Raw genomic sequence first — 18239 nt, forward strand, 5'->3', positions numbered from 1 at the left:
AGAATCGATCTGCGCAAATGAGAAACTGATGGTCGATCAAACACCGTCTCAAACCAGAATTTCAAAGGGATGGATTGATCTCACATTGGCAGCGTCCGGTTCCGAAGTCTGATCCGCTGCGAATGCGAAAGCTCATGAATTGTTCATCACGCCTGAGAATGGTGACATGCACAGGCTCACCCGGCGGGTGCTTGGAAATAGCCGCAACCATTTGTCGCAATGTGGGATTTTCAACGTCATCGATCGAAAGGATGCGATCTCCGGGACGTAAGCCGACGCGTGCTGCCGGGGAATTGGGAACAATACGATCAATCACCACGTTCGAACCAAAGGGCATCGCGCCGATGACCCCGAGGCACCCATTGACTTCTGAACTGATCTGAAGACGAGGATACCACTGTCGCAGTGCCGCCAATTCTTCACCCGGGATATCGAGTTTTTCGGAAACATAAAGGACATGCAGAGTATTGAGTCGCTTCAGATGCTTAAGCCCTTCGCGTCCTCCGGTATAACGCTCATCCAGCAGCACAAATTCAAAGGTCGTCGAATTTCCAATGAATTGATCATTGACCGATTCGACCTGTGCACCAAGGCGAGACAAATGATCGATCGCCCGCATCCGGCGAATCGAAAAGTTTTCCGATAAAGCATCAAATGCAGCGTCGGCCACTTCTTTATGATGATACGTCGTTAGTGCTTCGATGGCAGAGAGGGCCGCTTCACCAGCTTCATTCTCATCAAGAACGGTCATATCTGAGAGAACATGAATCAAGGGACGGCATCGATCAGGTGCCTGCTTGATCTGAGTCACAATCTCCGGGACAACATTCTGGCCCGCCTTGATTAACTCTTCTGCGGCGCGGCGTCGATTCGATGCAGATCCACTGTTGAGATCGCGAATGTTCTTCGATGTCAGTTCCGGGCGACTCAATTCCCCTTGGGGATTAGACGTCAAGGCAAACCAGAGAATCAATCCAAGAATAAGAGCGATGACCACATAACGACCAGGAATTGGCAGCATTTGTTCCTCGCTCTACAGTGATTTGATTACGGCTTGTTGGAAGCGATGGCACTATTAACGACAAAAAAATCCCCTGTCAGAACGAGTCATGATTCAGGGCGAACCATCACCTGTAATTGATCATCGAGATTCTCATCCATTTCCACAGTGATCACATTAGGACAACAACAGACAGGGCAATCTTCGACATACTCCTGAAAGTTCCCCTGTGAAAGATCAACTGGCACAATAATCTCTTCGCCGCACGAAGGACAGATGTAAGCGGCTTCCAGAAATGTGCTGCGCTGCCGGCGTCGACGTCGCTTAGGTTTTGTCATCCTTCAAATCCTGAATTGAGAAGTTATTACAACAACACCTCCAGGCCCTGTTCAGTGAGTACATGTGGCCCCTCAAGGATGATAGCCAGCAGCTTCAAATTCACCGGGAGGCATTGACTGCATGGAGTCGAAGCCATCAATGATGACTTTTGGCAGCGATGCCTGGTTGCAAAAAAACGACAAATTCTGACGAATCGTTACATTTGGCAGCGCCTGTCGCGAATTTTCCACGCAAATCAAGAAAAATCCTTACCTCGAACTTGAGAACTCTCCGTGAGAGTGAAATAGTTCAAAAATGCTCAAGTTTGGCGAAAAACTGCTTCCGTCCTCCTGCTTGTCGTATCTGGCCTTTCGTCTGGCCTGGCGACAAACGGTCGAGGCACTCATTTATCAGCAGCAACCTCTCGAAGATCGGTACCAGACGCTCTCAGGCGAGGATTTCCTGGCCTTCGAGAAAAAGAAACCAACAACTTCGGGTTTTCTGTGCGAAGTCCCTTTCCTTTCGGAAGTCGCTCCACAGGTGCAGTTGGATTTACTTTCAAATTTCTGGTCGCGACATATCAGTCTGGCGAGCTACCGAGCCTCACTTCTGGATGAAGCGATTCTGTATGCCGCTTGTGAATCTGCAGCGAGCCTGTTGGAGCATGATCCTCATGCTGTGCCGCTCCATTTAAAGGGTGGACCACTGGATGTGACTTTTCCTGTCGACGAATCACTCTCAGCCGAGATTCGCAAACTCTATCTGGATTTGCCCAGCGAAGGCGATTACTTGCTGATCGGGCAATTTCTTGATGTACCACCCGAAGAGTGCCGCAAGCTCAAGAAGAAATTTGGCCTACGATCCATCGAAACCGAGGAGCTTTTCGACCTTCTCGGACGCTGGACCATACAGCCAGCGATGAATGACCGTCTGGCTGGATTGCTCTCGCCTCACGAGATCTCCAGACTTCGCAAGATTCTTGACCGTCACATTCGCATCTGAGAAACATCCACCTTCATGACTTTCGATGTCGAACACAGCGAAAGTCCCGTGTTCATCTCAGCGAGCCAGTGCATAAAGCAGAATTCCGGTCGCGACGGAGACATTCAGCGAACCTACGGCTCCCTGACTGGGGATCGAGCAGACTTCATCACACAGTTCGAGTGTGAGACGTCTCAATCCACCTTCTTCGTTACCAATCACGATCAACCACGGGCGATCCGCCTTAATTGATGAAAGTGGCTGCTGGGCATGCTCCGATGTCCCAAGTACCCAGACACCACTTTTCTTGGCAATTTCGAGAGCACGGGCCAGGTTAGGGGGTTGTGCGAAAGGAATCGATTCCAGTCCTCCTGCCGATACATCGTATGCCGTCCCTGAAAGTGGTGCCGACCGGTCTCTCGTAGCGATGATGCCGCGAACTCCGAAAAACGCAGCAGCACGGAAGACGGCTCCCACATTGTGAGGATCTTGCAGGCAATCCAGTGCCAGCCAGATGCCATGCCGATTACCTTCTACTCCGCCAGGTGCGTCACTCTTCGATGCCAATGGGCCCGGTGGAGCAAGTTCAAAGAGCTGCTCCACTGTCAAAGGTGCCCGGTCGCGAACGGTGGCTTCCGAACTGCTTTGCCTTTCGAACTTTCCACCGCGATCTTTTCCGCTCGCGGGACGTTCAGAACCACTGGAGGGCAGGGCCGTTCGAATGGGAATGCGATGTACTCTCGCCTGTTCGAGGACTTCGCTCCAGGCACTGGAAGGATTGGCTGTGGTAACAATTTCGAGGACATCGTGTGGTCGATATTGCAGGGCAGCGAGGACACTATGAGGATTTCGCAGAGTGACTGTCACAAAAGACTTTCCATGGTAAAGATTGGCATTTCGCCATACTGAATTTGCTATTGAATCTTCGCAGACTGCCGCTGGATTTCGGCCAGTAAGATCCCGGCAGCCACAGCAGCATTCAAAGACGATGTTTTCCCCGCCATAGGGATCCGTACCTGAATATCGCAAGCTGAAAGCAGAGAAGGAGAAACACCTTTCCCTTCGTTGCCAATAATCAGACACAATGGCGCAGGGATAGCGACATTCCAGAGGGATTGCTCACTCTTCTCTGTGGCAGCCAGGATTTTCATGCCCCTAGATTTTAACTGATCGATCGCTCGGTCGAGAGCTGGAACACGATAGATGGGTAGAAAGTTGACCGCACCGGCAGAACTTCTTGCTGCCTGACTGTTCACACCCGACTGACCTTTCTCCGGAAGCACGATCCCACCGGCACCCAAGGCTTCTGCACAGCGAATAATGGCACCCAGATTGAAGCTGTCTTGAATTCCATCGAGAATCACGAGAAGTGACGGGAGATGTGCCAGCAACAGATGATCAAAATCCGCATAAGGAAACTCGGGCATCCGGGCAGCCAGCCCCTGGTGATCTTCCGCCCGAATCAAACGAGCAATCTGATCAGCAGTCGATGCCACCAGATGGATCCCGGCTGCTTCACAAAGATTTTTGAGCGAAGTCAAATCGGTTTCTAAGGAATCGCCCAGCGGGACATCGCCAGGTGGCAGATCGCCCACAATGGAATTGCCAAGGGGATCATGCGGCGAAAATCGATGAGAATCGTAATGCAACTCCAGAGGAATCCAGTATTTGGCGTGAATCGTGGCCGATACGAGGTGGCGTCCCCAGATCCAAGAACGATTATGGTTTCCAAGTAGTTTCGGCACCGAAAATCTCAAATCTCTATTGGCAGGTTCTGTAGCAAGGTCGCAAAAGAGAGCCTGCTGATTTCAAATGTTGACGGGGTCAAACTGGGATTGTCAGGCAAGGAACGATCGCTCGAACTCGACTCCAGGCGAAGTCGTGGCGGTCGCCATGTCAGACAGTTGTCGAGATTCTATTGTATGAGGATAAGATCAGGACTTGCCAATTGCGAGCAGTGAGGCGACACTCGTTGAATTCCTTTGCCAACTGGCAAAAGCAGGTCATGACCCTCACGATGAGTTCAGCATAAGATGCAGGCACCGCTCCGCCGAAAAGTTCGCCGCAAGTGTCCGATCTATGGCCCCGAAGAACGGGATTGTCTGCGACGAGCTGCGCGGTTTAATGCGCAGGTGATGGATTTCATTCGGGATCATGTGAAGGCGGGTGTCACCACGCGGCAATTGGATCGACTGGTGGAAGAGTACACCCATGATCACGGACACACCTGTGCTACCAAGGGTTACAAAGGCTATCCCGCTTCAATCTGCACGAGCGTCAATGAAGTCGTTTGCCATGGAATCCCGAACGACCGTCCTCTCAAAGAGGGCGATATTGTCAACGTCGACCTGACCAGCATTGTCGATGGCTGGTATGGCGATCAGTCCGAAACCTTTTTAATCGGCGAGGTTTCCGCAGCAGCGCGCGAGTTGGTCCAGGTAACTTTTGACGCCATGTTTGCCGGCATCGACGGCATTGCCCCCTTCGGCAAAGTCGTCGATATCGGCCGCGCGATCGAACGGTTCGTGCGTGATAAACCGTATGAAATCGTGCGTGAATATCAGGGCCATGGGATCGGACAGGATTTCCATCAGGATCCCGGCATCCCGCATTATGTTCCCCGCTTGAATCCCCCTCAGGATGTGATTGAGCCCGGCATGTCCTTTACGATTGAGCCGATGCTCAATGCCGGGACCTACCGGACGTTTGTCGACAGTGTCGATGGCTGGACTGTCCGCACCGTCGATCTGGCACTCTCCGCCCAGTTTGAACATCAGATTCTGATGACCGAAAATGGGCCCGAGATTCTGACACTCACGCAAAAAGGTCCACAAAGGGGGCATCGCTTCTGAAATCTTGAAAATGAGGAAGCACCTCGCTGAGAAAATTGTTGGAACAAGGATTGATTTTGAGCAGGCGGAAGGCAACACTCTAATAGCCATTAGAATGTGGTCCCCCAGGAGCCTGCTGTATGCCTGCCCAAACTCCCCGTTTCAAAGCGTTTTTAGCCCGCTCGGGATTCACTCTGATCGAACTGCTGGTGGTCATTGCCATCATTGCCATTTTGATCGCCTTGCTCCTACCAGCCGTCCAGCAAGCACGCGAAGCGGCTCGCCGGACACAATGCAAAAACAACCTCAAGCAACTGGGGTTGGCGCTGCACAACTATCACAGTTCTCTCAACACATTCCCGCCGAGCATGTCTCACGGCGGAGCAGCCAGTTACACGGGTGGCGCCAACTGGAGCGTTCTGGCATTTCTGACGCCCTATCTGGATCAGAGCAATGTCTATAACGCGATGAACGTCAACTTCCCGACCTACGATGCGACGTTCAACATCAGTGCGCCGAACCGAGTGGCTGCGGGAACGATTGTCCCCTCGTTCCTGTGCCCAAGTGATCGCGGAACTGCCATTATCAGCAATGTGCTGGGTGTCACAACCGGTCTGGGCCCGACGAACTACGTGGCCTGTAATGGAACGGGAACAGTGGGACGCGATGGGCTGAGAACTGGCGGTACAAGCACAAACTACCCTGGCTCACCATATCAAACCGATGGTGTGCTCTTTGCCAATTCGAGAATACGTATTGGCGATATCACCGACGGTACCAGCAACACGATCTGTTTCTCCGAATCACTCCTGGGTGATCGCACAGCCAATGGAACGACCTTACGAGAACGTGCCTTCGCCGTCGCAACTCCCTCCTATTCCTACAGTACCTTCAACGATGCGGGCTGCACTTCTGCAACCAACTGGGCTGATGGAGCGGCCAGAAATCCCAAAGGCTACAGTTGGATTCACGGTGAAATCGGAGCGGCCTCATACAATCATTACTACGGGCCGAACTCAAGAAACCATGATTGTGGTGGCAATGCCATTGAGCTGGGATTTACTGCCATCGGCTGGAGAGCAGCGCGAAGTCTGCACACAGGTGGAGTTCATGTGCTGCTGGCTGACGGGGCTGTCAAGTTTGTGAGTGAGAATATTGATCTGACCGTCTGGCGGAACCTGTCCACCCGCAGCGGTGGTGAAGTGATTGGTGAGTTCTAAATCCTGATCACTTTCGCGGTTTAAATTGATAGCACTCACATTTGACAGGTGACTTCATGAGTATCGTGATTGAGAATTCCTCGACACATGAAACGAGCCCATCTCCAGCGAGTTTGACTCCTGTAATCAGTGCTGATGTAAGTGACTATCACCGCGATGGATATCTGATTCTACGTCAATTCTTTGATCCGGCACTGATTCAGCAAATTTCTGATGAAGCGATTTCACTGCTGATCGAGCGGCGGGATCTGATCGATACCAACAACTTGCGATGTCGGTTTCAGCCTCACCATCAGAACGGCGAATGCCTGTTTGAGACGTTTGATCCGGTGATCGATCTCTCTCCTGCCTGTGGGATGATCGCCCGAGATCAGCGTCTGTTTCAGGTTCTGGAAATGCTCTATGGAGAGCCAGCCGCTCTCTTCAAAGACAAGCTGATTTTTAAACCTCCCGGCGCTAAGGGTTATGGAATCCATCAGGATTACATCGCCTGGAAGAATTTTCCGCGTTCGTTCCTGACAGTCCTGGTTCCGATCGATGCCTGCAGCCCGGAAAATGGTTCGACCGAACTATATGCGGGCCTCCATCATGACGGGCCACTGACTCCTGAAGATGGTGCCTACCATGAATTGACGATCGACCAGCTTCAAGGAGTAAAGCCTTTGAAGCTCACTCTGGCTCCGGGGGATATTGCAATCTTTGGCGGCTTCACCCCACATGGCTCCGCGCCCAACGCATCGGACGTCTGGAGACGTCAGCTTTATCTCAGCTACAACGCGTTAAGTGATGGTGGAGACCAGCGATCAGCACACTACGCAACCTTTCAATCCTGGCTGAAAGAACGCTACGCCGAATTTGGCAAAACGGAGACATACTTCCGGTAATACCAATGCCAGCCTGCAAATCAACAAGACGTTTGCATCTCTAAGTTCTACCCAATGATTTGCAGGCCCTACACATTACCTGCCACTGGACTGCGAGATTTTGGAATCACTGTGAATCAGGATCAGACAATTCATCCCAGACCACGGTCGATCCTGGTAAGGCACACTGACGCTGGCTTAGCTCTGGTGATCGCTGCAGCCGCGATGGTCGCGACATTTCCTGCCCGTACTCATGGCCTGGGTTTAATTACAGAACGGGTGATTCAAGATACTTCGCTCGATCTCAATCATCTGTCCATGGCCCGTGTTAACTTTTTTGCAACCATTCTCGGTGCAGCCTTTGGAATTGGCAGTGGTTGGCTGATGGATCGGATCGGTACCCGCTGGGTGCTGACAGCGAGTCTTTTTCTTCTCGCCGGATCCGCCTGGTGGTTAACCAATATCAAAGGTTTCTGGGCTTTTGCTTTCGTGTTGACATTAAGTCGTGGTTTTGGACAGACCATTCTTTCTTCGGCCAGTTTAACGCTTGTGGGGAAGTGGTATCACCGCCGCATCACCCTGGCGATGGCTATCTATACAGTTCTGATGGGAATCGGTTTTGCCGCAGCTTTTTATTTTGCTGGCGGCCAAAAGGAAAGCGACTGGAGAGTTCTTTGGACTCAGGTCGCCATGTGGGTGGCTGGGTGTGGAGTGGCTTCACTCCTGCTGCTTCGTCGAGAGCCTTCTGCTGCTGAACTTGAACCTGCCGCTACACCTGATTCACTTACCGGGAAGATCAATCAAACGGTTTCGCCGGATGACTCATGGACGTTGAAAGAAGCGATTTCGACTCAATCCTTCTGGCTGCTGGCGATTGCCAGTTCTTACTTTGGTTTAATTTCTACCGGGACATCGTTATTCAATCATTCAATCTTGATGGAACGCGGCTATTCCGACGAAGACTATCACTTGCTACTCGTGTTCTCGCTGATTTGCGGCCTCATGACAAATCTCTGTGCTGGTTTTGCGGGCCTCGTGATATCGCTGGAGAACCTCATGGCATTTGCCATGTTTCTGATGGCTGTCACCCTCGGGGCTTATCCATTTTTAGAGACCAGGCAACATCTCATCATGTACGCGATGGGCATGTCGATTTCCGGAGGGATTGTAACTGTCATTTTCTTCACTGCCTGGCGAAAGCGATTCGGCGCATTACATCTCGGTTCGATCCAGACGTTCGCTCAAGTCTGTACAGTATTAGCATCAGCACTTGGGCCGGAATATTTCCAGAGGAGCAACTTCCATTTTTGTACATATATCTATAGCTTTAGAGTAGCGGCTGTGATCGCTATCTTACTCTCACTTTGGGCCATGGTTGTGAGAATACCTCAGCGGGTAGAAAATCCCTGAGGTATAGATTCTTACATTGATGATATGAATGTCGTAAATCGACGGATACGTGAGGCGGCATGATGGCAGACCTGATCAACCGATTTCATCTTTCGCTCAATGTTGGCGATCTCAATCGTTCAGTCGATTTTTTTCGCAACTTACTGGGGCAACCACCGGCTAAATGTCGGGAAGACTACGCGAAGTTTGAAGTGAATGATCCTCCGCTAGTCCTTTCACTGGAACCGATGCCTCCGACAGGACGCGGGGCACTCAATCATGCCGGGTTTCGTTTTTCGTCATCTGAGAAACTGGTTGAAGCCCAGTGTCGCCTCGAGATGGCAGGTTTCCCGACGCAGCGTGAAGAGGGAGTCGAATGCTGTTACTCCAAGCAGACCAAGTTCTGGATCAACGACCCGGATGGCAACATGTGGGAGTTCTATGTGCTTGAGGAGGACATTAGTCATCGCGGGGCAGGGCAACAACTGCCGGTATTGACCGCGATGACGACGACTGGCGAAGTTCGCGAGTCAGTGAAGAATATCAATGATCTGGCTCCTATTGCCGTCAATTGCTGCACTCCGAGCGATAAGAATTGCTCGACAAATGCCGTACTGCCGCCTCAACAAACGAAGCCACCCTCCAGTTTTGAGCATTTCCTCGGAAGCCCCGTCAGGCCAGAACCGGGCGTGATCTACCAGCAGATACACCTGCGGGGAACCTTCAACGAGGCGCATGCCGAGGAAAAAATTGCGACCTGGCTCCAAACCTCAAGGAAACAACTCGCGCCACACGGTGAACTGAAAATTCATGTGCTGACCACTGACTCTCCCATTGAGGAGAGCGACCTGAACCTTCCCGGGCCGGCAGCATATGTCAAACATGTCCCGGTTCTGGAAGAATTGCTGGGCCAACTGCAGCAAGCTGGATTTGTGCATATTTCTCTAGAAACATTCCGCAGTCAGCCCTGTTTTGTGGTGCATCATGCACAGCTTCGAGAAACACTGATCATCGCCAGGCAACCAGCAGTCATCCCGGTAAAATCTTCTCCAAATTCCTCTGTCGAGGATCAAAACAGTCCCGGCAGTGAGACTTCGGAACCCACGTTCGAAGTGCTCTACAAAGGACCATTCGCCCAGATTACGGAAGACAGCGGGATTGTATTTCGGCGTGGAATCCGCACGCGTGTCGCTGAATCGATCTGGAAACCCATTGCAGGTACTAAGTCGAGTCAGGAGTTTGTGACTTTGACAACTCCACGATAAAACCATCGCAAATACAGGGCTTCACAAGGTCGTCGGACGTCAAATTGACTCAGCCGAAATCGCAGATGACATTCTGCCCGACGGTCGTTAATCTCAAGCGATGGAAGAGAAAACTGACGCATCTGCCCGTCCCATCGAATGTGCCGAAAAACTCAAAGTTCTCGGCGAACCGATCCGGTTTCGTCTGATCGAGGCCTTGCAGGCGGGTTCTATGGCAGTGGGTGATCTGGCGGAATTGCTGGAATTGCCGCTGATGCTCGTCTCCCATCATCTGAAAGTTCTGCTCGAGTACGGATTTGTCCAGAGGCAGAAAGAAGGGCGTTTCGTCTATTACTCTCTCGGAGACGACGTCCTGCGCATGAACAAGCTCAATCTCGGCTGCTGCGAACTCAGCTTTCCTGCTTCAGAAGATCAGCGAACCAAGTCGGGTGGAGAGCCGCTGTGAACTGCTGAAAACTCGAAATCGATTCGACAATTCAGGGAGTCGGTGACCGTTTGACTCTTGAAGAAAGACGATTTTAAGTGAATCGATGTTGAATGTGGCTGGTATCTGTCGCTTGAGGGATGGTCTTGGCGGCACCTTCAGACTCGGCTTTCCGACTTCGAGCTGCGATCTTTGCCAGGAGCGGTCACTCGAACAATCTCAATTGCGAACCTTGAGGTGCAGGTCTGCTGAACTGCGAACAATCAAGAGGCGCAAAGTTTTTGAAGCCATACTTTTGCTGAAAGACCTGGAACATTGTTTTGATTTGTTCAGCAATCGGGCCTGCCCCTGTCATCCGCTGGCCCCACAAAGAGTTATTCAGGCCTCCCTGCCGTGTGTCTCTGATGAGGCTTTCCACTTTTTCAGCTTTGAGGGGTTGAGTCCGTCTCAGCCATTCCAGGAAAACGGGTTCAACGGTCAGTGGCAATCTCAGTAAGACATAGCCAGCAGCCTGAGCACCCGCTTCACGAGCAGATTTCATGATTTGCGGCATCTCGTGATCATTGAGGCCGGGAATTATGGGCGCAACCATGACTCTGACAGGGATCCCCTCTTTCGCCAGAAGTTCAATGGCCCGCAGTCGAGCTGAGGGAATACTGGTGCGAGGCTCCATCTCTCGCGCCAGTTGAGGCTCAAGAGTGGTGATCGAGATGGCCACGTGGACCAGATTTCGCGCAGCCAGCGAAGCCAGTAACTGCTTATCTCTCACGACCAGTGCATTCTTGGTGATCAGCGTGACCGGTTGATTGAATTCATCGACGACTTCGAGGCATTGGCGAGTCAGTCCCAACTCTCGTTCGATGGGTTGATAGCAATCGGTCACTCCACTGAAAGCGATCGGTTCTGACTGCCACGATCGACGCGAGAGAAACTTTCTGAGGAGGGCAGGTGCATCTCGCTTAACAACAATTTTGGTTTCAAAATCGAGACCCGCATTCAACCCCAGATACTCATGCGAATTGCGGGCATAACAATAGCTACAGCCATGAATGCACCCGCGATAAGGATTGACACTGTATCGAAACGGGATGTCTGGGGAATTGTTCTCGGAGACAATGGTCTGCGATGAATCTTCAATCAATTCAATGGGGCGATGTTCACGTTGATGCAAGTATTCTTCGTCCCATTCGAGATGCTCCAGGTCCGGCACCGCGTGGGTATTTTGGAAGCGATTGGGAGGATCGAGGTGAGATCCGTGCCTCATGCGTTGCCCCTCAGAAAAAGCCATCCACACCCAATCTATACGTTAGTATAGATTCATGGCAAGTGATTTTGGGGATATGAGTCCGGAACACAAAGATCCGGGCATTCGACTGGCCGAACTTTGTTCGCTCCAAGAAACCTGCAGAGTGACGTTTCGTCAATCATTATTTGCTGCCCCACAGGTGGTTTGCCTGAAGCAGCGAGCAGATCCAATGAGCGGATTGGTGCAGGGCTCCAGTCTTGTGAAGCCGAAAGAACCAGATTAGCTTCTTCAGATTGTCGGGAAAGCTGCTCAGACAGAATGTGGTGACTGCTGCAGACTCAACACCGATCCGGGAGATGCTCTGATGAAACTGGGGATGATCGACGCAGAAGCTGGGCTGCGAGTGGTCGCGCTGAATCCGGATGGTCAATACGTCGACCTGCTGGCTTTGGATGCACAGATTGCTCCAACACTTATCGGCATTCTGGCAGATCCGGAAGGACTGGCTCGTGTTGCCAGTGCTCTGGTAACAGGGTGGAGCAAAGGGCCGTTTATCGAAGGCCGACTGGTCGCACCTTTTTCTCGACCAGGTAAGATCATCTGCATTGGACTCAATTACCGCGATCACGCCAAAGAAACGGGTGCGGAGATTCCCACAGAACCTGTGGTGTTCAGTAAATTCTTCAATACGATTACATCTCCCGAAGCCCCGGTCGTCTTGCCCTCAGTCGCCCATCAGGTCGATTTTGAAGCGGAACTTGTGGCGGTGATTGGGAAAACGGCGAAGAACGTCTCTAAATCCAAAGCCTTCGAGTTCATCGCCGGCTACACCTGCGGCAACGATGTCTCTGCCCGCGACTGGCAGAAAGGGAGGCCAGGGGGCCAATGGCTCATGGGAAAAACCCCTGACACTTTTGCACCCATTGGACCCTGGTTCGTGACTGCCGATGAAATTGGGGATCCTCACGATCTGGCGATCTCCCTCAAGCTCAATCAAGTCGTCATGCAGCAATCGAGGACGAATGAGTTGATCTTCGGTATCGACGAATTGGTGGCTCACCTGTCTCAACTCGTCACTCTGGAGCCAGGAGATCTGATTTTCACAGGGACGCCATCAGGCGTGGGTGTCGCCCGCAAACCACCAGTCTTCCTGAAGAATGGCGATGTCATGGAAGTCGAGATCGAAGGGATCGGCGTCCTGCGAAATCCGGTGGTCGCCGACTCGCACAATCGATAGCCACACGTCGACTGGCGACTTTGCGTCGTAGGAGACGACAATTCTACCGAGTTGCCGAAAAACCTGCTGGCTGGATCTGAGCGACATTGCCAGGGTGAGATTGCCTTTTCGCAATCGCATCGGCTCCTGTATTGGCAGAGAGCATTTGTGCTAAAGTCGTCGCACCACGGTGATCTGGCTGCATGGCCAGCGATTTCTGGACGCTGATCCTGGCGTGTTCTCCACTTCCCGTGTGAAACTGGGCCTCGGCAAGGTGATACCAGTCGTCAGCCGATAGCTCACGCTCGGCAATCGATTGCTCCAGACGCTGGACGGCATCTTCCCATCGCTGATTCGAAGCATAGGCCAGACCCAATTGCCACTCGGCCTCGCGTTGCTGCGGCAGCGTCGCATAGGGATGGTGCATCAACTCACGAAGAATCGGGCAAGCACGGTCAGCCTGACCACGCTCGATCTGTACGCGAGCCATCGCCAGTTTTGCCGCTACGTCATCCGGCCAAAGGTCACTGACGGAACGATACATTTCATAGGCAGCATCGTAATCTCGCTGCCTTTCGTGAATTTTCCCTAAGAGCATTCTTGCAGAGACGGATTGCGAATCTCTCAGCAGTGCCGCCTCGGTCGCGAGTTGTGCCTCGTCGATCTGCCCCAGCTCGAGATAACATTGAGCCAGATTGACAACAGGTTGAGGATCACCGGCGAACTGATCTGCCAGACTCCGGTATTCGGCGATCGCAGCCTGGTGGCGACCACTTTCCCACAACAGCCTGGCTTTCATATCACGAGTCGAAGCGTTTTTGGGAGAACTTTTTTCAATCTCGCTGAGCAGCGACGAAGCATGCCGGAAATCTCCCTGTTCATGGAGAGCCTCGGCATCCTTACACAATTGTTCACATCGTCGATCCTGATTGGCCACCTGCCGACTGACCCATTGGCAACCGGAAAGCGAAATGGTCAAAATCACCATTGTGAGCGAGAATGCGGTTTGGGAGACCAGACGTGCAGACACCCGGCAGAAACTGCCAGCCAGCCATCTCGAAATGCCTGGAGATGTCCATTTCATGGCACGGGCTCGCACCAAATCCATTTGAACGAGTGAGGAGCAACAGGCAAAAATCGATTATGGGTCACATTCTGCCTGAGTCCCGTCATATCATATCGACCAGATTTGAGGGAAGACCGAAGCGATTCCCAACGTTTGTTAAGGCTTTTGACAGGCTCATTTCGAGAAAATTGAGTGGTGGAGCCACTGGAGTCTGAGCGGCCTCAGACATGGAAAATTCAGCACAACTTGATCTTTCCGAAAGCTCCCCCTATTGTTCGCCCAAGGTAACGACTGGTTGACCCAGTCATTAAGTACAACGATTTATCACTCTCTGACAGGACTCCAGGTCATTATGGCTGATTTGATTCCTCCCCATGGAGGATTGTCCGAACCGGTCAATCTTACAGTTGCAGCAAACGATATCGAGGCCTTTAAGGCTGAAGCAGCAGGCCTGACAAAGGTTCCTGTTTCCGCGGCAGATCTTTCGACCGTCTACCGCATGGCTGATGGCACACTCTCGCCATTGACCGGGCCGATGGACAGTGCGACTTATCATCGCGTGCTCGATGAAGCTGTCATTGAAAATCTGGGCAAGAAATACGCCTGGACAATTCCTCTCGCTTTCCCGGTCACTGCTGAACTGGCAAAAACCATCAAGGCCGGTGACAAGGTGGCATTGACTGCTCCCGATGGCAGTGCTGTCGCCATTGTTGAACTGACAGATGTCTACCCATGGCCTAAGCTGAAGTATCTGCAGAAGGTCTACCGCACCGACCGTATTGATCATGCTGGTGCGGATATGGTTCTCAAGGGTGATGCCGACAAATCTCACCTGATTGGTGGCAAACTGCGAGCACTGCCACAACCTAAGAACCCGGCCTTCGGGAAGTATGTGCTGACTCCCGTAGAAGTGCGTAAACTGCTGGCCTCCAAGGGTTGGAATGCCGTTGTCGGCTTCCAGACTCGTAACCCTCTGCACCGTGCTCACGAATACGCTCTGGTTTACGGGTTGGAAACGCTTATTGCTGGTGGCAAGAACGCTGGCGCTGTGCTGAATCCACTGATTGGTGAAACCAAAGGGGATGATGTGAATGCCGAAATTCGCATGTCCACCTACGAAGCACTCATTGAGCAGCGTCAACTGGGTAATGGCGACAGCGATGAAAGTCTCTGGAAAAGCCGTAACGAATCGGTCCCTGATCGCGTCATTCTTCTCGGTCTGGACATCAAGATGTTCTACGGTGGGCCAAGCGAAGCCGTGATGCATGGCATTTACCGCCAGAACATGGGCTTTACACACATCGTGATTGGCCGCAAGCATGCCGACGTGCCCTACGCGAACGGCGAAGCGATCTGGGGTGATTTTGATGCCCAGGAAATCTTCAGCAAGCTGGGTGGCGAACTCTTGATCCAGCCACTCAAGGTGGGTTTCGCCGCCTATTACGAATCGATTGGCCGTGTCGATCTGACCGAACGTCACGCTGGCGAAAAGCCACTCTCCATCAGTGGGAAAGACATTCGCTCCACATTGCAGAAGGGTGAAATGGTCGACCCCCGCATTATGCGGCCCAGCACCTCTGAAATTCTGGCCAAGGCGATGAAAATCGCATAGTGGATCTCCGACGGGATCTCTGTCAGAGAGTTTGCAGAAAAATGATCAGGACCTGCCGGCAATCTTGTCGGCAGGCCCTGAGTTTTTTTACACGGCCAGTATTTTGAATGTTTTAAAGCACACTGAGTCGAGAATGATGCTCGATCCAGAAATCAATCGCGCGATGAAGTTCCGTAAACGACTCCTGTTCGGACTCACAAGCACCAAATTCGAGGCCTGCTAAATCCTGAAACCCGTATCAGCGGACTCAGGGTTTCATGGCAGGCAGCTCCGGCAATGGGAATTTCTGCAATTTGACCGAGTTACCGTTAGTGGTAGTTGTCCGGCTTCCTTGAAGGGCGGCAATAGCATCTGCCAGTGAGCCATCGGGCGTGTCGTTCAGAGAGGCAAAGAGTTTCTTTTCGTCGGTCGCGGTCATGGCCCAGCCAAAACGCTGGACATGAGCTAAGAGGTTTCGCACGGCTGAAAGCCGCACGTTCTCGGGCAGATTGTTGTTGGCAGCCACTTCAGCCAGTCGTGACTGGACATCGCGAGTTCCAATCGAGAGGACTGCCCGCTGGGCCAGTGGTCCCAGTTGAGCATCATCCACGAGTGACAACAGTGGAGCCTGTGCGGAAGAAAGGTCGACTTTGACGGCGCTTTCAGGACGAGAAAGATCAGCCAACCAGGCCAATGCATCCCCCCGCATCTCGGCACGTTCCTGAGGAGTGAGGGAGGCCGGCGCGTAACGCGCCAGAAACTCTCGCGTTTGCGAATCGAATCCATCAAGAGTCGAAGATTCGGCGACAAAGAGAATGGGTGGATACTGCGTTAATTGGCGAGTGACTGCGGATCGGACAGATTCCGGCCCATACAGGAGAATTGGAAGTGCCGCTGTCCGGGCATCAGCACGGAAGTTTGCCAGTGTTTGCGAAAGCTCCCAGCGGGCCACATTCACATGAATAACGACCAGAGCACACTGAGAGGAAGCGGCAGCTTCTTTAAATCCCTGCTGACCAGTTTCCACGCGGATCGATTCGAACCCAAGGTCGGCCAGATATCCAACTGTTGCAGCCGATCTGGTTTCATCAGCATCAATCACGATCGCTTTGGGTTCTGTTCCAGTGCTGAGGCTGCGAGTGAGTATCTGAGCGATCTGATGTGAGAAGGCTTCAAAGTTTTTGGGAGCCAGTTGCAGTATGGCCGTGGCGGCGGCAAACCGCACTCGTTCATCAGGATAGCTCAATGCGTTCTTGAGCGGTGACTGCACTCCACCGGCCACCTGGAGAGCCAATTCACTGTGCTGATCAGCCAGAGCATCGATGACTCTGACGGCCGGCCCAGGCTGACCAACTTTGAGTGCTTCGGTCAGCACAGCGGAAAGGAGTTCCGGGCTCATCGAGCGAAGCATCGAAGCTGTTTGACCTGCCGGATTCCCGAGAACAGTCTCATAGGCAAGATAACTCGTCAGATAGAGCTGCTGAGTCTGTGGACGGTCAGGGCTGATCCCCAGGGCCAATCTGGCAGTTCTGGCAGCAAAGTATGCACTGGCTAAAGCGGGTGCCAGTTGCCGTTCACCCACCAGATTATCGGCTGAGTCGTACACCCAGACCGAGACCTGGCCATCATTCATCAAAGAGAGTGGGCCATGGCCAGAAAGATAATCGCGGGTGCGTTGTTCCAGCGCATTCAGAGCCACGACATCAGAAAGTCGATCGGCCCGGTCTGGCTGGTTGTAGAGGATTCGACCCAAAGCTCTCAGAGCCGCCGTTTTTTCGGGCGGAGAACTTTTCTGACCAAAGGCGATTCCATAGAGATCGAGCACGGCTTGATCGGCTCGAAGATACCCCAGGACATCGATCACTCGAGTCCGTACAGATTCTTGCGGAAGACTGAGTCCTGCTCTCAAAGGATCGATTGTCATACCACCCATTTTCACGAGCGCGAATGTCAGCAGATCCTGTTCTCCACTGTCTTTGGTTGACTGCATCCGTTGCAGCATCGAGGCCACAACAATCGGGCCCAGATTCCGCAATTCGACGATTGCCAGGTCTCGCTGCTGGGGAGAGCCATTGAGTTGATCAAGCAATTTTCCCACGAATTCGGGATTGGCAGCCTGCTCTTTGGCAGCCTTACCAAGCTGCACAACTAAATCTTGCGATGCAGGCTGCAACTCTTTCGTTTGAGAGAGCTTCAGGAACGCGGCAGAGCCATGCTTACCCCGAAGTGCGAGAAGGAGATCATTGGAAGGCTGCCCCGCCATGAACTTGTCGAGATATTGTCTGGCAAGATCGAGTCGTCCGAGGTCGACCATCAACAGAACGACCGAAAACTCCTGCTCAGGGGTTTCGGGAGGAGCCAGCAACGGATTCGTGTCGGCAAGGCGATCGGTCGCTGCTGGAGGATTCGCCCCCTCATCTTGAGCCCATGCCACAGGCGCACTGACAGTAGCCAGCCCGGCAAAGACGAACAGCAGTAAATACCGCATGGCAAAAGACATCAGCAGCAGCTCCGGACAACCAGACAACCGCGAGACTCGTCCCTCCATGGATCGCCTCAATAACCCGGGAAACATCGACCCGGTGCACATGTTGTCGATGGTACGGTTCCAGAGATGGGCATGGCAATCCACTGTTTCCTCCGATTCTTGCCGAACCGGCAATCCTGACGGAGAAGTTTCTAGTCCCATACCCTCACACTTCCCGGAGATCGGTTGATCGTGACCAAACTCTTCCGCGTCCAACCTTCTGTTCGGTCAGTCTCGGCCGAAAGCTGTGTGACGTAGGGTTTGTGCGGATTTTTCATGTTCGACATGTCATGACGGCAACC

General features: G+C 52.5%; 16 protein-coding genes. 9 read left to right on the plus strand and 7 right to left on the minus strand.

What is annotated here, in order from left to right; translation table 11 throughout:
* Nucleotides 1–61 precede the first annotated feature (61 nt).
* Nucleotides 62–1021 carry a PDZ domain-containing protein gene (locus A6X21_RS08400; RefSeq protein ID WP_068847136.1) on the minus strand — a complete coding sequence of 320 codons (960 nt, stop codon included), beginning with the start codon at nucleotides 1019–1021 and terminating at the stop codon, nucleotides 62–64.
* Between the two features lie 86 nt (nucleotides 1022–1107).
* The gene (locus A6X21_RS08405; RefSeq protein ID WP_068847137.1) at nucleotides 1108–1338 is read right to left on the minus strand and encodes a CPXCG motif-containing cysteine-rich protein; all 231 of its coding nucleotides are present in this window, start codon (nucleotides 1336–1338) and stop codon (nucleotides 1108–1110) included.
* 295 nt (nucleotides 1339–1633) lie between these two features.
* On the opposite strand from A6X21_RS08405, the gene A6X21_RS08410 reads away from it, so the two are divergent.
* Nucleotides 1634–2320, plus strand: a complete 687-nt coding sequence (locus A6X21_RS08410) for a hypothetical protein (protein WP_013110024.1) — start codon at nucleotides 1634–1636, stop codon at nucleotides 2318–2320.
* A 57-nt stretch (nucleotides 2321–2377) separates the two neighbouring features.
* On the opposite strand, the gene A6X21_RS08415 is transcribed toward A6X21_RS08410, so the two are convergent.
* Entirely contained in the window at nucleotides 2378–3166 is a 789-nt protein-coding gene (locus tag A6X21_RS08415) for a TrmH family RNA methyltransferase (RefSeq protein WP_068847138.1), read from the minus strand.
* 47 nt (nucleotides 3167–3213) lie between these two features.
* The gene (rlmB, locus tag A6X21_RS08420; RefSeq protein WP_165603728.1) at nucleotides 3214–3948 is read right to left on the minus strand and encodes a 23S rRNA (guanosine(2251)-2'-O)-methyltransferase RlmB; all 735 of its coding nucleotides are present in this window, start codon (nucleotides 3946–3948) and stop codon (nucleotides 3214–3216) included.
* 384 nt (nucleotides 3949–4332) lie between these two features.
* Between rlmB and map the strand changes: the two genes are divergently transcribed.
* The 6 genes from map to A6X21_RS08450 all read left to right on the plus strand — a co-directional run bounded on the left by map (nucleotide 4333) and on the right by A6X21_RS08450 (nucleotide 10312).
* On the plus strand, nucleotides 4333–5151 hold the full coding sequence (gene map / locus A6X21_RS08425; protein WP_068847140.1) for a type I methionyl aminopeptidase: 819 nt from the start codon (nucleotides 4333–4335) through the stop codon (nucleotides 5149–5151).
* Nucleotides 5152–5270: 119 nt separating this feature from the next.
* A complete protein-coding gene (locus A6X21_RS08430) occupies nucleotides 5271–6350 on the plus strand; it encodes a DUF1559 domain-containing protein (protein ID WP_068847141.1) in 1080 nt (359 codons plus the stop codon).
* Between the two features lie 56 nt (nucleotides 6351–6406).
* Entirely contained in the window at nucleotides 6407–7234 is an 828-nt protein-coding gene (locus tag A6X21_RS08435) for a phytanoyl-CoA dioxygenase family protein (protein ID WP_068847142.1), read from the plus strand.
* Between the two features lie 54 nt (nucleotides 7235–7288).
* Nucleotides 7289–8623, plus strand: coding sequence for an MFS transporter (locus tag A6X21_RS08440; RefSeq protein ID WP_068847143.1), 1335 nt, complete (start codon nucleotides 7289–7291; stop codon nucleotides 8621–8623).
* Nucleotides 8624–8682: 59 nt separating this feature from the next.
* Nucleotides 8683–9867, plus strand: a complete 1185-nt coding sequence (locus tag A6X21_RS08445; RefSeq protein WP_068847144.1) for an ArsI/CadI family heavy metal resistance metalloenzyme — start codon at nucleotides 8683–8685, stop codon at nucleotides 9865–9867.
* A 100-nt stretch (nucleotides 9868–9967) separates the two neighbouring features.
* Entirely contained in the window at nucleotides 9968–10312 is a 345-nt protein-coding gene (locus A6X21_RS08450) for an ArsR/SmtB family transcription factor (protein ID WP_068847145.1), read from the plus strand.
* A gap of 184 nt (nucleotides 10313–10496) precedes the next feature.
* Here A6X21_RS08450 and A6X21_RS08455 read toward each other — a convergent pair whose 3' ends face one another.
* Nucleotides 10497–11555 carry a PA0069 family radical SAM protein gene (locus A6X21_RS08455; protein WP_068847146.1) on the minus strand — a complete coding sequence of 353 codons (1059 nt, stop codon included), beginning with the start codon at nucleotides 11553–11555 and terminating at the stop codon, nucleotides 10497–10499.
* A 346-nt stretch (nucleotides 11556–11901) separates the two neighbouring features.
* Here A6X21_RS08455 and A6X21_RS08465 point away from each other — a divergent pair, with 346 nt between their 5' ends.
* Entirely contained in the window at nucleotides 11902–12774 is an 873-nt protein-coding gene (locus A6X21_RS08465; protein ID WP_068847148.1) for a fumarylacetoacetate hydrolase family protein, read from the plus strand.
* 43 nt (nucleotides 12775–12817) lie between these two features.
* Here the strand turns inward: A6X21_RS08465 and A6X21_RS08470 are convergent, their stop codons facing one another.
* Nucleotides 12818–13837, minus strand: coding sequence for a tetratricopeptide repeat protein (locus A6X21_RS08470; RefSeq protein WP_165603729.1), 1020 nt, complete (start codon nucleotides 13835–13837; stop codon nucleotides 12818–12820).
* A gap of 334 nt (nucleotides 13838–14171) precedes the next feature.
* Here A6X21_RS08470 and A6X21_RS08475 point away from each other — a divergent pair, with 334 nt between their 5' ends.
* Entirely contained in the window at nucleotides 14172–15431 is a 1260-nt protein-coding gene (locus A6X21_RS08475) for a sulfate adenylyltransferase (RefSeq protein WP_068847468.1), read from the plus strand.
* A gap of 247 nt (nucleotides 15432–15678) precedes the next feature.
* Here the strand turns inward: A6X21_RS08475 and A6X21_RS08485 are convergent, their stop codons facing one another.
* Complete coding sequence (locus A6X21_RS08485; RefSeq protein ID WP_131818250.1) at nucleotides 15679–17958, minus strand: HEAT repeat domain-containing protein; 2280 nt, start codon at nucleotides 17956–17958, stop codon at nucleotides 15679–15681.
* Nucleotides 17959–18239: the final 281 nt, after the last annotated feature.

The organism is Planctopirus hydrillae, assembly GCF_001707835.1.
GTDB lineage: Bacteria > Planctomycetota > Planctomycetia > Planctomycetales > Planctomycetaceae > Planctopirus > Planctopirus hydrillae.

Excerpts from the sequence above, each read along its gene's own strand:
- A6X21_RS08455 (WP_068847146.1), bottom strand. The coding sequence starts at position 11,555 with ATGAGGCACGGATCTCACCTCGATCCTCCCAATCGCTTCCAAAATACC.
- map (WP_068847140.1), top strand. The coding sequence starts at position 4,333 with ATGCAGGCACCGCTCCGCCGAAAAGTTCGCCGCAAGTGTCCGATCTAT.
- A6X21_RS08400 (WP_068847136.1), bottom strand. The coding sequence starts at position 1,021 with ATGCTGCCAATTCCTGGTCGTTATGTGGTCATCGCTCTTATTCTTGGA.
- A6X21_RS08445 (WP_068847144.1), top strand. The coding sequence starts at position 8,683 with ATGATGGCAGACCTGATCAACCGATTTCATCTTTCGCTCAATGTTGGC.
- A6X21_RS08435 (WP_068847142.1), top strand. The coding sequence starts at position 6,407 with ATGAGTATCGTGATTGAGAATTCCTCGACACATGAAACGAGCCCATCT.
- A6X21_RS08470 (WP_165603729.1), bottom strand. The coding sequence starts at position 13,837 with ATGAAATGGACATCTCCAGGCATTTCGAGATGGCTGGCTGGCAGTTTC.
- A6X21_RS08410 (WP_013110024.1), top strand. The coding sequence starts at position 1,634 with ATGCTCAAGTTTGGCGAAAAACTGCTTCCGTCCTCCTGCTTGTCGTAT.
- A6X21_RS08450 (WP_068847145.1), top strand. The coding sequence starts at position 9,968 with ATGGAAGAGAAAACTGACGCATCTGCCCGTCCCATCGAATGTGCCGAA.
- A6X21_RS08405 (WP_068847137.1), bottom strand. The coding sequence starts at position 1,338 with ATGACAAAACCTAAGCGACGTCGACGCCGGCAGCGCAGCACATTTCTG.
- A6X21_RS08465 (WP_068847148.1), top strand. The coding sequence starts at position 11,902 with ATGAAACTGGGGATGATCGACGCAGAAGCTGGGCTGCGAGTGGTCGCG.
- A6X21_RS08440 (WP_068847143.1), top strand. The coding sequence starts at position 7,289 with ATGATTTGCAGGCCCTACACATTACCTGCCACTGGACTGCGAGATTTT.
- A6X21_RS08485 (WP_131818250.1), bottom strand. The coding sequence starts at position 17,958 with ATGGAGGGACGAGTCTCGCGGTTGTCTGGTTGTCCGGAGCTGCTGCTG.
- A6X21_RS08430 (WP_068847141.1), top strand. The coding sequence starts at position 5,271 with ATGCCTGCCCAAACTCCCCGTTTCAAAGCGTTTTTAGCCCGCTCGGGA.
- A6X21_RS08475 (WP_068847468.1), top strand. The coding sequence starts at position 14,172 with ATGGCTGATTTGATTCCTCCCCATGGAGGATTGTCCGAACCGGTCAAT.